The sequence below is a fragment of the Chryseobacterium sp. G0162 genome, assembly GCF_003815715.1.
Classification (GTDB): Bacteria; Bacteroidota; Bacteroidia; order Flavobacteriales; family Weeksellaceae; genus Chryseobacterium.
In genome coordinates this window covers 4,631,440-4,645,378 of record NZ_CP033922.1, presented here as the reverse complement: position 1 = coordinate 4,645,378, position 13,939 = coordinate 4,631,440, and the positions used below count along the sequence as shown (strand labels likewise).

Genomic DNA, 13,939 nt, shown 5'->3' with positions numbered 1-13,939 from the left:
CTATCATCAAAAAAGAAGACAACCTCAATGAAGAAGACGATAAAAAGAACGTTCAGAGTTTCGAAATATGTGATCTATAAGGAAACACTGGTTGATTACAAGGAGCATTTCTGGTCATTCTTAGGTGCTTTTTTCGGAATTGGACTGATTGCTTTTATACAGTCTCATTCTTTGGCACAGACAGAAAACATATTTCTGATCGGTTCTTTTGGGGCTTCAAGTGTTCTGATTTATGGAGCCATTCAAAGTCCGTTAGCACAACCTAGAAACTTGATAGGTGGGCATGTGCTTTCAGCACTAGTAGGGGTTACAGTGTATCAAATTGTACCGGATATTATATGGATTTCGGCTCCATTGGCTGTGGCTTTTTCTATTGTATTGATGCAATACACAAAAACCCTGCATCCGCCAGGTGGAGCAACAGCTCTTATTGCGGTAAGTTCAACCGGAAAAATTCCGGAATTAGGCTATTGGTATGTTATCTCTCCGGTTCTTTCGGGGTGTATTATCCTGTTGCTTGTGGCTTTATTTTTTAACAATATAACGCCCAACAGAAGCTACCCTTCTCACAGCAGGTTTATAAGATTGTTAAGAAAAAAACATGCTCACGGGCACAAAATGAAAAAGTAAAAACGTATGAATTGTCTGGAATGTGGCGAAAAAATCATTGGGAGGTCTGATAAAAAATTCTGCAACGACGCCTGCCGGAATGCCTATAACAACAAGCAGAATAAAGATTCTACAAATCTGATGCGGAATATCAATAATAAACTCCGCAAAAACTACCGTATTCTCGTAGAAGTCAATATAGATGGCAAAACAAAGATTGCTAAATCCAAATTGGAAAGTCTCGGTTTTGATTTTGACTATTTCACCAATCTAAAGGTTTATAAAAACGGTTCTGAGTACAAGTTTATTTACGATTATGGCTATAAACTTTTAGAAGAAGACTTTGTTTTGATTGTTAAAAATCAAGCATAATCAACACCCCACCACAAAATATATCATTATGAAAGAAATTGTTTTGATTACCGGAGCAAACGGTTTGATTGCAAAAGAACTGGCAAAAAAAATCAGCAATGATTATGAGGTAAGGTTTCTTACCCGGAAAAAAAGACAAGCAAATGAATATGAATGGGATCTTAAAAAAGGAACCATTGACGAATCTGCTTTGGAAAATGTTTCCCACATCATTCATCTCGCAGGCGCCAATATTTCAGAAAAGCGCTGGACAGCAGAAAGAAAAAAAGAACTGATTGCCAGCAGAGTGGATTCTGCCACATTGCTAAGAAATGCTTTAAGAAAAAAAGAAATTAAACTTAAATCTTTTATTTCAGCTTCAGGAATCAATTTTTACGGAACCAAGACTACAGAAAAAATATTTTCGGAAAATGATCCGCCAGGACATGACTTCCTTAGTGAAGTTGTAGTGCTTTGGGAAAGAGCTGCCGATCATTTTAAAGAACACAACCTTGCAGACAGAATTGTAAAAATCCGGACTGCCGTTGTTCTTTCTGAAAAAGAAGGAGCTTTAAAGAAAATGCTTCCTCCAATACAATATGGCATCGGCTCTGCTTTGGGGAACGGTAAACAATATATGCCATGGATTCATATTGAAGATATCTGTTCCGTTTATGAATTTGCATTAAAAAATACAGGTTTCCATGGTGCCTATAATGCTGTTTCACCTCAGCATGCTACCAATGCTGAGTTAACCCAAAAGATTGCCGAGGTTCTTAAGAAACCTCTGTTTATGCCCAATGTTCCAGCTTTTGTTTTGAAGATGTTATTTGGTGAACTGGCAAGCGCAATTTTGGAAGGTTCCAGAGCTTCTTCACAAAAAATACAGAATGCAGGGTTTCATTTTAAGTTTCCTGATCTGAAAGATGCTTTAAGAGATTTATTAAAAACTCAATAACTTTATATATCTAAAGAATTCAAACAACACTATGCAAAATCCTAATATTACTATTTTAAAAACAGATATTTTATCAGACAACTGGTATACTTTAAACAAAGTTACTTTTACGGTTCGCAAAAAGGACGGAACTACGGAAACTCAAAGCAGAGAAGCTTACGACCGTGGAAATGGAGCTGTTATTTTGCTTTATAACAAAATTTCTCATACGATCATCCTCACAAGGCAATTCAGGTTACCCACTTATATTAATGGAAATGCATCCGGAATGCTTATTGAAGCCTGTGCCGGGCTTTTAGACAATGATAATCCTGAAAATTGTATCAAAAGAGAAACGGAAGAGGAAACAGGATACAAGATTTCTAAAGTTGAAAAGGTATTTGAAGCCTATATGTCTCCCGGTTCCGTAACGGAAATTCTTTATTTTTTCATCGCTGAATATTCCAACGAAATGAAGATTAATGATGGTGGCGGTCTTGAAGAGGAAGGAGAAAATATTGAAGTGCTGGAATTATCTTTTGATGAGGCTCTTACTATGATTGATACCGGAGAGATTAAAGATGCAAAGACAATGATGCTGTTGCAGCATTTGAGGATTAAGGGGATTTTGTAAAACTTTTTCTACACAAAGTAAAAACACAATATACATTTCTGATAACCGTTTGATTTTTTTTAATAATTATATTTAAATCATGAATAACTTATCAATTCTTGAGCATGTAAAAATTGCCATTAATCCTCAATTTCAGGACTGGGTTCTGTTTAAAAACGACACATATATTATTTTTGATGATGTTAGTACTGTTGAAAATGTACGTGATGAAGCAATCAAACTAATGAAAGAATTCGGACCTGTATTTGCAGGAGGCTCTGCCGGAGACTTCAATGTTATTCATTTGAATTTTACAGAAGGCTGGCTTGTTTCCGGACATGGATATGGCATGTATACTTATGTACATCCATCAGAGCTGGATCATGAAACACCTAATGATCTGGAAATAGGCTTATACGGAAGATCAAAGCGAAATAGCGATGGTGAAAATCCTGAGATCGTGTATATAAACACCAGTGAAAATTCATTGTAAAACAAAAAAAAATCAATTTATAACTAATAAATATGCTTCAGGACCAAATTACCCTAAAGAACCGCTATAAAGATTTCATTAAAAAAGTAATTGAAACAGAAGTAGTATATGGTTTAAAAGATGATAAAGGATACGCAACCTCCTACTCCAACGATTTGGAATATGATGATGGTGAACCCGTACAAATTATTTGCTTCTGGTCAGATGTAGCAAGGGCAAAATCTTGCGTAGACAAAGAATGGAATCGTTATGAAGCATCTTCCATTCCTCTTAATGAGTTCCTGGAAAACTGGTGCCTGGGAATGAATAGTGATGGTTTGCTTGTAGGCGTTAATTTTGATATCAATCTATTTGGCTACGAAGCGGAGCCCTTAGAGTTAGCGCTTGCCATTATTGAAGAGCTTACAAAAAAAAATAAATCTGTGATCTTAAGAAAATTCAACGATCTTGAAGATATGGAAACCCAGATAAAAGAGGTATTAAAGGATTAAAAAACAAATTCATGATAAAATCATTGGGAATAAAGATTGCTAAAATTATAGCAGTGTTTTCTGTTTTTATTTTCAGTATTCTGATGCTGAAAACAATTTCCCAATATACTTCTCTTGATAAAACGATAGGATTTCTTGCCTTTAAACAACAAGTAGTCAATAATCCGTATTGGATGGCTTTTTTCTATATCCATATCTTTTCAATAACACTTTGTCTTTTAGCTGGATTGACTCAATTTTCTGCCCAATTCCTGAGAGAAAACAGAAACTTACACAAAATCATTGGAAAAGTTTACGTGTATAATATTCTTATTATCAATGTTCCGGCATGTTTTGTATTGGGATTATTTTCGAATGGCGGATTGATAGGAATTACAGGATTTCTGATTCAGGATATTCTTTGGGCTTATTTTACGGTAGCTGCTGTCCTTACTATTAAAAAAGGCAATATTATCAGGCATAAAAACTTTATGATTTTAAGCTATGCCGTGACAACAACGGCCATCACTTTCAGAATTATTAAGAATCTGTTTTATAATGAACAACAGCATGATTATGAGCTATTCTACGGCATCAATGTATGGCTTGCTCTTGCCATCAATCTGCTGATTGCCTATTATTTTCTTAGAAGAAATTTCCACTATCGTCCTAAATAGACATTCGTAAAGAAAATATAAAGACTAATACAGGATATCAGAGCAAATGCTCCTATAAAGATTAAAGTATTCAACAGTTTTCTATATCTATAGTTTTGAGTCCAACGGTTACAAAAACGTACAATTACCTGGGAAATTGCCGCAAAAATTACAATGACAAAGATTAAAAACAGAATGACAATAAGGTAAATCCAATCAAAATGCATAGAATGATATTTATATAAAAATGGGTATTTAAAATTTAATTATTATCTGGATAGATCAAGATTTGCAATGAAAACATAAAGGCTAAGGAATGATATGAGAAGGAATGATCCGATAAAGATCAAAGTATTAAAAAGAACTTCATACTTGTGCTTTCGGGTCCATCGATTGCAGAAATGCATGATCAGATAAGAAATCCCACCCAATATGGCAACAATAAAAATGAGAAAAAAGTAGATCATAAGCCTATCATTAATTCATGTAAATCTATTATTTTAAAATTAAAAAAAGAACAGGAAGCACAAATATCCCCAATTCCAGCTATAAAATAATACTAATTGATAACCTGCAAATCCTGATATTTGTAAAGTATTAGTGTTTCAAAACAAAAGTCATGAAGATTAAGAACATAGACCACATTGTATTAACTGTATCAGATATCAGTAAAACCATAGAATTTTACACTGAGATCATGGGGTTTGAAGCGATAACCTTTGGTGACCACCGAAAAGCCCTCACTTTTGGAAATCAAAAGATCAATCTTCATCAAAAAGGACATGAATTTGAACCTAAAGCAAAAACTCCTACCTGTGGTTCTGCAGATCTTTGTTTTATTGCCCAAACGGATATTAGTGAAGTGATGGCCGAATTGAAACAGAAAAATGTGGAGATTATTGAAGGCATTGTAGACAGAACGGGTGCTGTAGGAAAGATAAGATCTATTTATTTCCGTGATCCGGATCAAAATCTCATCGAAGTGAGCAACTATTCTTAAGTTAATAACCGCGAATACACCAATAAAATAATTCTACGTTAGCCTATAAGCCTATGTCTCTATGTGGTAAAAAGATTGAACCACATAGAGACATAGAATATTATTAGGAATGGTGTGATTTTAAAAAGTTGTTATCATACATCCATCTCGTTATCTTCACCAAATGCTTTCCAATACTGATATTTTTCAGGATTGGCAAAGGCAGGATCGTCCTTATAGAAATATAAAAGCCTGCTCAATGCTGTAGGATAATAGCCATGTTCCAGAGATTTTTCATAGTATTTGATTGCTTTTTTAGGGCTTACCTTCATACCTAATCCTTCGTCATACATAATTCCGTAATAAATATCGGAATAAGTCCCTTCAGTATCTTTTCTTAAATAACGTTGAAGATTGGCATAATCCCCTTTCTGATAGTAGATTTCAGCCAATTTCTCATCATTATAATAGAATTTCTTTTCTGCCTGTTTATAGTAGTCTAATGCAAGATCATAATCCAGTAACACATACTCTCCATAAAAATACAGAAGGCCCAGATTCTGCATCGCCAGGCCATCTCCTAGTTCTGCAGATTTTTTGAAGCACTTTAAGGCCTTTTTAATATCTTGAGGATAACCAACACCACTCTGATAATGATATCCAAGGTTATTCCAGGCAATGGGATGATCCTTTGAAGCTGCTTTTTCATAGAGCGCAAGTCCTTTCTCTAAATCATAAAATTCAGGATAATCGCCATGGACAAAAATATATCCAAGTTCCACCATCATATCTGTATTTCCTCGGTTTATTCCTATTGTATAAAGTTTTACAGCTTCTTTAATCTTTCCTTCCTTAGTATATTCTCCGGCTTGTGACATTAGGGTATCATCGTCAAAATATTCCTCGTAGCCGGAACCTTTTCTTTCCGTCCATCCTTTATAAAAATCAAGAAAATACTTTTGATCTTTTCCCCGCAGGTTATATCTTTTTTCATATAAAGCTCCCAGCTGATGATCAGAAACCTGCTGCAGCTTTCTTCCGGTATCAAGAATAAACATCTCATTTCCTTTATAAAGACAAAGCATCTGCTTATCATAATCTATTCCTTCACCGATATAATCGTAAATACCGCTTTGAGTTTCTGTTTTCTGGTCAAAATAGAACATTCCGTTTGAGGTAGTAACCCGGAAAATCTCTTCTCTACAAGATTCTATTTTCTTATATTCTTTAGAGGAAGGGAGCAGCCAACGGTCTTCAGCAGCATTATACAACCCCCAGCCATTTTCATCAGATATCAGGAACACATTCTTCATAAACTGAGTATACCAATCTCTGTGGATATTTTCAATGGTATGTTCTTTCAATCTGAATTCTTCTGATTTTATATCATATACGTACCACTCTTTAGCTTTTTTGTAGGCAAAAGAAGTATAATAATCATTCAAAATCATCAGGATGTCTATATCAGTATCCAGAATACTTCCATCTGATTTTATAATGCTGGTTTTTTTCTGAAATTTATTGGGTTTTACCCAATAATACCCTTCACCAATTTCACTTAATACCTCTTCGGGATGCTCTCCCAGGAAAATACCTTCAAAGGTATAAAAGGCTCTCTTGGAAATTCCTTCCAGCCTACGATAAAGCAATCCAGAATAATTAAATTCAAAAGGCTCATCAAAAGATTCTGCAATAACCGGTTTATTGGATGTATCAATGAGACAATATTTCCCTGCTTTTTTAGCGTTAAAAAGGCAGACATGCCTTAACATCTCCAACTCATCATATTCACAGGGGATCACAATATCTCCGTTAGCAATATTAATTAATCCTGATTTCTGATCTACTTCTATCACTCCATAATTCTTATGGTCGATAAAAAGAGAATCATAAACTTCTTCGTAAATGCAATCAACAAGTACTTTCCCGTCATTTCTAAGGTATCCGTACTTACCATTCTTCTGTACTACAGCAATCCCTTCTTCAGTAAAGGCAAATATTTCTTCATAAACTGCCGGAGTGATGATATTTCCTTTTTTATCCTTCAATCCCCAAAGACCATTGTCTTCAAAAGACTCCGAAATATCTTTATACAAATCTTCATTCCAGTACCCAAGACCATAATCAATCCAGTCTGTTTCCAACATCTCTAAAAAGGATGTATAGCCACTTCTAACTACAATTTCTTTTTCCAGGCATTCCAGATTCTGTTTAGAGATCGCTTTATCATACAGCCTGCTCTTCTCCTTAATTTGCAGTACCCAGTCTTTGGCCTGATCGGAATGCTTTTCTTCACTCATATTGAAGACGTCCCATCCATTGATCATAAAAGTATCATAAGGAAGATCATCCAACATTTCAAACATTTTGTTGACAGGCTCATAATATACCTTTTTGTAAAGCAGCTGATAGTGTTCACCCAACAATTGATAGAATGATTTAAGTCTTGCTACACCATTTATTTTATCAAAGTACAGCAATTTTCCTTTTGACCTTGGATCGCAGGAAAACAGAGGAAAAAGCAAATCAGGGATCACATAATTCCATTCTCCCAAATAGTGTGAATACTGGTCTCCTGTTTTGGAATCCACATTATATACATAAAGGCGGTGTGCCATATTTTTTATTCTTTAGTGATTAAAATCCGAATTTAGAGAACAATCCTGGTTTTTTCCATGAAGCTTTATATTCATCTGCAACAGAATCATAATCTGCTACCGAACGTACCTGATCCAAAATCGCATGTGCTTCTTTTAAGCTTCCGGACTGATATAATACTACAGCTTTTGCCAGCTCAACACTTTCTACAAGGTCATCATAACTCCATTCTTCAGCATTATAAATGGTAGTGAATCTGTCAGCCAGAGTTAAAGTTTGATCTTTATTGTTCAACTTCTCATAAGCTCTAATGCCGTAACTTAACCAAAGTACATATTCTTCAGGAGCCATGGCTGCTTCACACTCATCGTCATATTGGCTGAAAACAGATACTGCTTCCTGATAATTCCCCTGAAGAAAATCGCTTTTAACGATCATATAAATGGTTTTCGCTTTATCAAAAGCATCTAAAACAAATTCTTTTTTATTTTCAAGATATCTTTTCGCTGCTAAGGTTACTTTTCCATAGTTTTCTTCCTCGTTATAAATCTGCATCAGGGCATACTGAGGATTAGCTTCCAGCGGAAAACGTTCTGCGACCTTTTCATAATATGATTTTCTGGTATTTACATTCTCTCCTTCTAAATGTTGATATAAAATCCCTTCCAATATACTCTTAGCAGCTTCCATATCTCTGTACTGATGATCTTCAAGTTCCGGATTCTCTACGGTGTATTGATAAGCATAGGTAAGAACTTCTTCAGCTTCTCTCTGAACATCATTCCATCCCATCATCTCATGAAGCCTAATCTGTTTTGCCCTGTAGTAAAAACTATTAGAACAATAATCATCGGATTCTCCGTAAAGACTGAAATAGTGATTCAGTGCCTTTTCTGCTTCTTCATATTTTCCACCATCCAGCAAAGCATCAATCAGGACAAGATGGAGCTCCATAAATTCTGAGTATTTAAGCCCTTCAGAAGCTATTTCAGCAGCTGCCTGATAATCTTCCAGCACCAAATGTTTAATCGCTAAATTATTACAGCACATTGCTCTGGTATGCAGATCATTATAATAATCACTTTCAAATTGGTCTTCTTCAAAATACTTTCGGAATGCTTCATGGGCCTGTTCATATACGATACGACCCACTTTATGCCATTTCAGTTTATCACTTTCATCCTCTAACGCATCTATACACTCATTCAGTAAAACCCCTTCGTTGTAAATATCTGCAGGATAATCGGAAAATACAGGAATTTCAGATAATATCATTCCGTTCAAAAGATATTCTGAGTCTGCTCTTCTTCTCCAAGCCGTAGCGTTAGATGATAATTGCACGGCTTTTTCCAATAAAGAAATAGCTTCAGCATAGCGCTCGTTTTCATATAGGAATGTACCTGCAAAATGATATCCTGAGAACAGTTCCGGATGGGAATTGATAACTTCAAGGGCATGATGGTAGTAAAAATCCGTAGAAACGTTTAGCAGATCATTATAATTTCTTTCTATAATCAGCTGATAATAGAAAACATCAGGATTATTGTATCCGTTTTTAATAAGTTCTGCAAAACGCTGGTGCCATTCTACTAGTTTCTCATGAATATGAAGTGCTGAATTCTCCCCTTTAATGGCCTTCATCATCATCTTCAGTGAAAGGTCGGGCGCATTATTTTCAAACGCAATATCGGCAAGATTGATAAAATCATATTCATTCCTGCTCACGAAAGCAGTATGTTCCTTGTCAATAAGTACTGTAAGTTCCTCTCCTGAAATCATTTTTGTACGGTCTAGTAAATAGATCTTTTTGATCCAGTAAAGCGAGGTATTTTTGTCCCTGATCTCACGGTTGCCAGCATCTGCTTTTTTAGAATAATATATTCCTGCTTCCAGACTGTTCAAAAGTGCCTGATTCTCTTCCAGGGATTCATATATTTTAACCAAAAAATCATAACCATAGCCTACATAATCCGGATCCTCCAGCATACGTTCCGCATAGCCTATAAACTCTTCCTTATTTTCCTGGGTGATATGCTTTTTACTTCTGGCAATCTGCATCAGAGCATATTCATTTCCTAAGGGGTAATCCAGAATGTTGTATAATGCTTTCTGATTGCTTGGATTTAATTGAAGTATTCTTCTTAAGTAAGGAATAACATGGTCCCTGATGGCATCATAAACCGCTTCATGCCCCTCATCATAAACAATATCGTGATAAGCTACTGCCATTAAAAATAAGACTTCTTCATCTTCAGGATAAGATAATAGATATTGTTCTCCTTCTGCAATACACTGTTCCAGATCTCCTCTGTAAAACAGTTGCTCTAAATTGTCGTACATTATTAATATTTTATTCTATAATTCAATCATTACATTTCCTTTATGCCCCTGACAGGGTAAAAATTCATGATATGGATGCTGCAAAATATAAAAAACAAAAGGAAAAACAAATGACAACCCTTATAAATCCCGGAAACCAGTGAGTAAATAATTTAATTCTGATTTATTGCCGGATTTGTAATTTTAAGCTTTAATTTTAAGCCCAAATAAAAAATAAGGATTATTCAACTATAACAATATGAAAAGATTATTGACAGGACTTTCATTGGCTCTATCGGTGGTATTGATCGCTCAAAAAACTCCTGCAAAGAAAAGTCCGCTGGTTCTTTACAGTTATCAAACTTCTGGATGTGACGTTAAAGGATACTTTGATCCTTCAAAATATAAGAAAGAAGAAATAGAGGGCACTTACCAACTTTTATCTTCTTTAACCTGGTCTCCGTTTACCTCTCTTATTGTTTTTAATCCTACCAAATTTGATTTGGTTCGCAGCAATAGCCAACAACTTCTGCAACAGACTGAAAAAGAATACCTGGAACGAAAAAAAGAACTGGATGAACTCCAAGTCATAGATCTTCCGATCTGGAAAAAGCAACACGAAGAGACTCTTAAGCTTTTGGAAAATGAATATCAGCTTAAGAAAGCAATTCTTATGGGGTATGCTGATCCACAATCTCTTCTCAACAGTAAATTTTACAACACCTGTAAAGAATATGCAGATGCCATGACAACCAAGGATAAGGAGAAAATGTATTTGGTATGGAAAAGTTTATTTGAACCTAAAAAAGGAGAAGAAACATATTCTGGAACACTGGAAGCTTTTAATTTTAAATGGAAAGATTCGCGAAAGGATGATTATGCCTTTATTGATCTCATGAATGCTTTCAACAATTGCGCAAACCATAGTTTCAGACCAAAGGCTGATGAGGATAACACTTTATTCAAAACTTTTGAAAAGGTTTTTGTTACTGTAAAAAGGGATTGCGACGAACCTTAAAATTTCAGAAAACGGCCTGTTTAAAGCAAAAAATTAAAATTCTCATTAAATAATAAAAATAACTACATAAAATTGGTTAAATTCTTTAGTTTTCGAATTTAAAGCCTTAATTTTGCACTGAAATTTTAGAAAATTCGGATTCTTTCTACAACTATGCGCATGGAAAAAATGATGGTCGGGCTCTCCCTGGCTTTATCTGCTATTGTTTGGGGGCAAAAAGGCCCGGTAAAAACCAATAATCTGACACCGTACAGCTATCAGACATTCAATTGTGACAACAAGGGATATTTTGATGCTTCCAAATATGAAATAGAGGAAATAGACGGGGTCAATAAACTTTTATACAAGTTTAATGGGGTTCATTTTGATACGAATCCTATTTTTAAGCTTTCCAGCCTGGAAGAAGTCCGTAGAAATAAAGAGCAGCATCTTGAAAACCTGGAAAAACAGTACCAGGAAAAAAAACAGGAACTTTACAGCCTTAAAGTCATCAATCAGCCAGTTTGGAAAAAACTGTATGAAAATGCCATACAAACATTTGAGAATGAATATGAGCTGAACAAAGAAGAAATTATCGCTTTTTCCGATCCTACCACGCTTAAAAACAGTAGATTTTACGAAACCTGCAGAGAATCTATTGATGCGATCTCTTCTCCTGACAGAGAAAAAATGTTCGCCTCCTGGAAGGCCTACACTGAGCTTAAAAGTAAGAACAATGCAGATCCACAAGGGGTAATGAACCGTTTTAATGCCAAGTTAAATGATCCTCAAAGCGAAGATTATGCATTGATCGATATGATTGGACTTAGTTTTCATAACTGTGCCAACAGCAGCTTCAGACAAAAGCTTGATGAGGAAAGAAATATGTACAGGGATTTCGACAAAATCTTCACAAAATTGAAGAAAAATTGTGATGAACCTTAATATTAATTGAAAAATTAAAAATTATAATGGCAGTACCCCAATTGGGTACTGTTTTTTTATCCGGAGATCTTTTTTTCTTTTAATTATTGGAAACGGTTAAGGGAAGGTTAATGTACTGATATTCTTTTGCTGTGGTGTTCAATAGATTTATTTTCGTGAGACTAATACCACTCATATGAAACTCATTTATCTTTTTTTAACAGTATTCGTCAGTACATTTATTTCGGCTCAGAAGGATCCTACAGTAATTCCTTTTTCTTTGGAAAACAATTCTATTTACCTGCATTGTAAAGTAAACAAAACAGAAAACGTCAACTTTTTGTTTGATACCGGAGCAGATGGATCTGTCATCAATATCAATTCAAAGAAAAAAATAGATCTGAAAATTGATGGAAAGGCTCAAAATAAAGGCTCAAACGGAGTAAATACGGTTGATTATAGTAATCATAATACTGTTCAGTTCGGAGATATCCAGAAAACGGATGTTTCATTTACCCTCATTCCTTATGGGGATGTTAATTTTGATGGTGTTTTCGGAACAGATTTAATGAAAGGAAAGATTATTGAAATTGATTACCACAAAAATGTGATCCGTTTTTTTGATGAAAATGATCCCTCAATTGATTTTTCAGGATACGAGAAAATGAAACTTCATCTCATAGATAATTATCCTGCTGTGGAAAGCTCTATAACCGTTAATGGTAAAGAATATTCCGGGTATTTTGGTCTGGATAGCGGTGCGGATGACGCCCTTACCATTGCTTCTCCTTATGTCAAAAAAAATTCTTTAGCCAACATCATGAAAACGATAGGAAAAGCTACTGCGCTAGGCTCAGATGGTTCTGTTTATGAAATGCCAGTGGTTCTTTGCCCATCTATTACATTTGCTCATAAATTTCTTTACAATGTCCCGATTACGCTTTCCAGCTCTACGGGAGGCATTGATGCTTCAGAAAAAATGGCGGGATTTTTTGGGAATGCTTTCTTAAAAAGGTTTAATACGATTATCGATTTTAAGAACAGAATCATTTATTTTAAACTGAACAAACATCTGTATGCGGAGTTTAAATAACTGTACAAGCTAACTCTACAAATTCTATCTGTTTGAAATCATGATAACTCCCCCACTTTATAACACCAAATAAATTAATAATGAATAAGTTATGATATTCTCAATTAAATTCCTTAATTTTGCACCCCGAAAATAAGAATTCAAAGTATGAAACGAATAGGTGAACACAGAACCCTTCTTGGAGTTGATAAAAATGTAACTTTAAAAGAGTTAAAAACAATTTACAGAAATGTGATGAAAGATACACATCCTGATAAATTTATCAATGATGAAGCAGGAAAACTTGAAGCAGAAGCGAAAAGCAAGTCTGTGATTGAAGCCTATCATTTCCTGGTAAGCATTAATCCTGAAACACAGGAAAAATACAAAGAAGAATATACAGAAACTATTACCCAATCTAATATTCAGGATTTTTATCTTGAAAAATCGATTTTAACGGTTCTGCATTTGAATGGAAAAACGTATGAATATATGGGAGTTCCAAGAAATACTTATATTAAAATGGTGAATGCTGATTCTCCAAGCCGTTTTGCAAGAAGACACATCTATGGAAATTTTGTATTCAGAAAGGCGGGTGAAGCTATGGCTGATTAATTTTTTCCGCATACAATATATGAAGACTTCCGGTTGATTCCGGAAGTCTTTTTTATTAACTGGACCCAAAAACAGCCACTAATGCACGAATAATTTTATTTTCATACTGGAAAAATTTATGTGCCTATATTGTTTAATTATTTTGAACCACATAGCAACATAGAATAGAAATATTTAAAAGAATTAAAGTCTTAAAAAGGACGAATTATTTTTCTTATAAAGTATCTCCTATAATATCATTCATAAACAAATTCGTGCATTTGTGGCTAACAAAAAAAGTGCCTCAGAAAAATCTGAGGCGCTTTC

Annotated in this window: 14 protein-coding genes; 12 read left to right on the top strand and 2 right to left on the bottom strand. The window is 34.8% G+C overall.

What is annotated here, in order from left to right; all coding sequences use genetic code 11:
* Positions 1-27: 27 nt before the first annotated feature.
* The 8 genes from EG344_RS20775 (at position 28) to EG344_RS20740 (ending at position 5,129) form a co-directional block, all read left to right on the top strand.
* Positions 28-630: an HPP family protein gene (locus EG344_RS20775; RefSeq protein ID WP_123911231.1), complete on the top strand. Its 603-nt coding sequence runs from the start codon at positions 28-30 to the stop codon at positions 628-630.
* 6 nt (positions 631-636) lie between these two features.
* A complete protein-coding gene (locus tag EG344_RS20770; protein ID WP_123856133.1) occupies positions 637-981 on the top strand; it encodes a hypothetical protein in 345 nt (114 codons plus the stop codon).
* A 28-nt stretch (positions 982-1,009) separates the two neighbouring features.
* Entirely contained in the window at positions 1,010-1,918 is a 909-nt protein-coding gene (locus EG344_RS20765) for a TIGR01777 family oxidoreductase (RefSeq protein ID WP_123911230.1), read from the top strand.
* Positions 1,919-1,949: 31 nt separating this feature from the next.
* A complete protein-coding gene (nudK, locus tag EG344_RS20760) occupies positions 1,950-2,531 on the top strand; it encodes a GDP-mannose pyrophosphatase NudK (RefSeq protein WP_123911229.1) in 582 nt (193 codons plus the stop codon).
* A 79-nt stretch (positions 2,532-2,610) separates the two neighbouring features.
* A complete protein-coding gene (locus EG344_RS20755) occupies positions 2,611-3,003 on the top strand; it encodes a hypothetical protein (RefSeq protein ID WP_123911228.1) in 393 nt (130 codons plus the stop codon).
* A 32-nt stretch (positions 3,004-3,035) separates the two neighbouring features.
* A complete protein-coding gene (locus tag EG344_RS20750; protein ID WP_123911227.1) occupies positions 3,036-3,494 on the top strand; it encodes a DUF2750 domain-containing protein in 459 nt (152 codons plus the stop codon).
* Positions 3,495-3,505: 11 nt separating this feature from the next.
* Complete coding sequence (locus EG344_RS20745) at positions 3,506-4,150, top strand: DUF2306 domain-containing protein (RefSeq protein ID WP_123911226.1); 645 nt, start codon at positions 3,506-3,508, stop codon at positions 4,148-4,150.
* A 598-nt stretch (positions 4,151-4,748) separates the two neighbouring features.
* Complete coding sequence (locus tag EG344_RS20740; protein WP_123911225.1) at positions 4,749-5,129, top strand: VOC family protein; 381 nt, start codon at positions 4,749-4,751, stop codon at positions 5,127-5,129.
* 134 nt (positions 5,130-5,263) lie between these two features.
* Here the strand turns inward: EG344_RS20740 and EG344_RS20735 are convergent, their stop codons facing one another.
* A complete protein-coding gene (locus EG344_RS20735; protein WP_123911224.1) occupies positions 5,264-7,726 on the bottom strand; it encodes an SEL1-like repeat protein in 2,463 nt (820 codons plus the stop codon).
* 19 nt (positions 7,727-7,745) lie between these two features.
* Entirely contained in the window at positions 7,746-10,046 is a 2,301-nt protein-coding gene (locus tag EG344_RS20730) for a hypothetical protein (RefSeq protein WP_123911223.1), read from the bottom strand.
* Between the two features lie 238 nt (positions 10,047-10,284).
* Between EG344_RS20730 and EG344_RS20725 the strand changes: the two genes are divergently transcribed.
* The 4 genes from EG344_RS20725 (at position 10,285) to EG344_RS20710 (ending at position 13,633) form a co-directional block, all read left to right on the top strand.
* Positions 10,285-11,043 carry a hypothetical protein gene (locus EG344_RS20725; RefSeq protein ID WP_123911222.1) on the top strand — a complete coding sequence of 253 codons (759 nt, stop codon included), beginning with the start codon at positions 10,285-10,287 and terminating at the stop codon, positions 11,041-11,043.
* Positions 11,044-11,202: 159 nt separating this feature from the next.
* Positions 11,203-11,967: a hypothetical protein gene (locus EG344_RS20720; protein ID WP_123911221.1), complete on the top strand. Its 765-nt coding sequence runs from the start codon at positions 11,203-11,205 to the stop codon at positions 11,965-11,967.
* 175 nt (positions 11,968-12,142) lie between these two features.
* Positions 12,143-13,039, top strand: coding sequence for a retropepsin-like aspartic protease (locus EG344_RS20715; RefSeq protein ID WP_123911220.1), 897 nt, complete (start codon positions 12,143-12,145; stop codon positions 13,037-13,039).
* Positions 13,040-13,186: 147 nt separating this feature from the next.
* The gene (locus tag EG344_RS20710; protein WP_068943585.1) at positions 13,187-13,633 is read left to right on the top strand and encodes a KTSC domain-containing protein; all 447 of its coding nucleotides are present in this window, start codon (positions 13,187-13,189) and stop codon (positions 13,631-13,633) included.
* The last annotated feature ends 306 nt before the right edge of the window (positions 13,634-13,939 follow it).

Bases quoted from the DNA above. Each gene is read 5' to 3' on its own strand.
- EG344_RS20775 (WP_123911231.1), top strand. From the start codon at position 28: ATGAAGAAGACGATAAAAAGAACGTTCAGAGTTTCGAAATATGTGATC.
- EG344_RS20770 (WP_123856133.1), top strand. From the start codon at position 637: ATGAATTGTCTGGAATGTGGCGAAAAAATCATTGGGAGGTCTGATAAA.
- EG344_RS20765 (WP_123911230.1), top strand. From the start codon at position 1,010: ATGAAAGAAATTGTTTTGATTACCGGAGCAAACGGTTTGATTGCAAAA.
- nudK (WP_123911229.1), top strand. From the start codon at position 1,950: ATGCAAAATCCTAATATTACTATTTTAAAAACAGATATTTTATCAGAC.
- EG344_RS20755 (WP_123911228.1), top strand. From the start codon at position 2,611: ATGAATAACTTATCAATTCTTGAGCATGTAAAAATTGCCATTAATCCT.
- EG344_RS20750 (WP_123911227.1), top strand. From the start codon at position 3,036: ATGCTTCAGGACCAAATTACCCTAAAGAACCGCTATAAAGATTTCATT.
- EG344_RS20745 (WP_123911226.1), top strand. From the start codon at position 3,506: ATGATAAAATCATTGGGAATAAAGATTGCTAAAATTATAGCAGTGTTT.
- EG344_RS20740 (WP_123911225.1), top strand. From the start codon at position 4,749: ATGAAGATTAAGAACATAGACCACATTGTATTAACTGTATCAGATATC.
- EG344_RS20735 (WP_123911224.1), bottom strand. From the start codon at position 7,726: ATGGCACACCGCCTTTATGTATATAATGTGGATTCCAAAACAGGAGAC.
- EG344_RS20730 (WP_123911223.1), bottom strand. From the start codon at position 10,046: ATGTACGACAATTTAGAGCAACTGTTTTACAGAGGAGATCTGGAACAG.
- EG344_RS20725 (WP_123911222.1), top strand. From the start codon at position 10,285: ATGAAAAGATTATTGACAGGACTTTCATTGGCTCTATCGGTGGTATTG.
- EG344_RS20720 (WP_123911221.1), top strand. From the start codon at position 11,203: ATGGAAAAAATGATGGTCGGGCTCTCCCTGGCTTTATCTGCTATTGTT.
- EG344_RS20715 (WP_123911220.1), top strand. From the start codon at position 12,143: ATGAAACTCATTTATCTTTTTTTAACAGTATTCGTCAGTACATTTATT.
- EG344_RS20710 (WP_068943585.1), top strand. From the start codon at position 13,187: ATGAAACGAATAGGTGAACACAGAACCCTTCTTGGAGTTGATAAAAAT.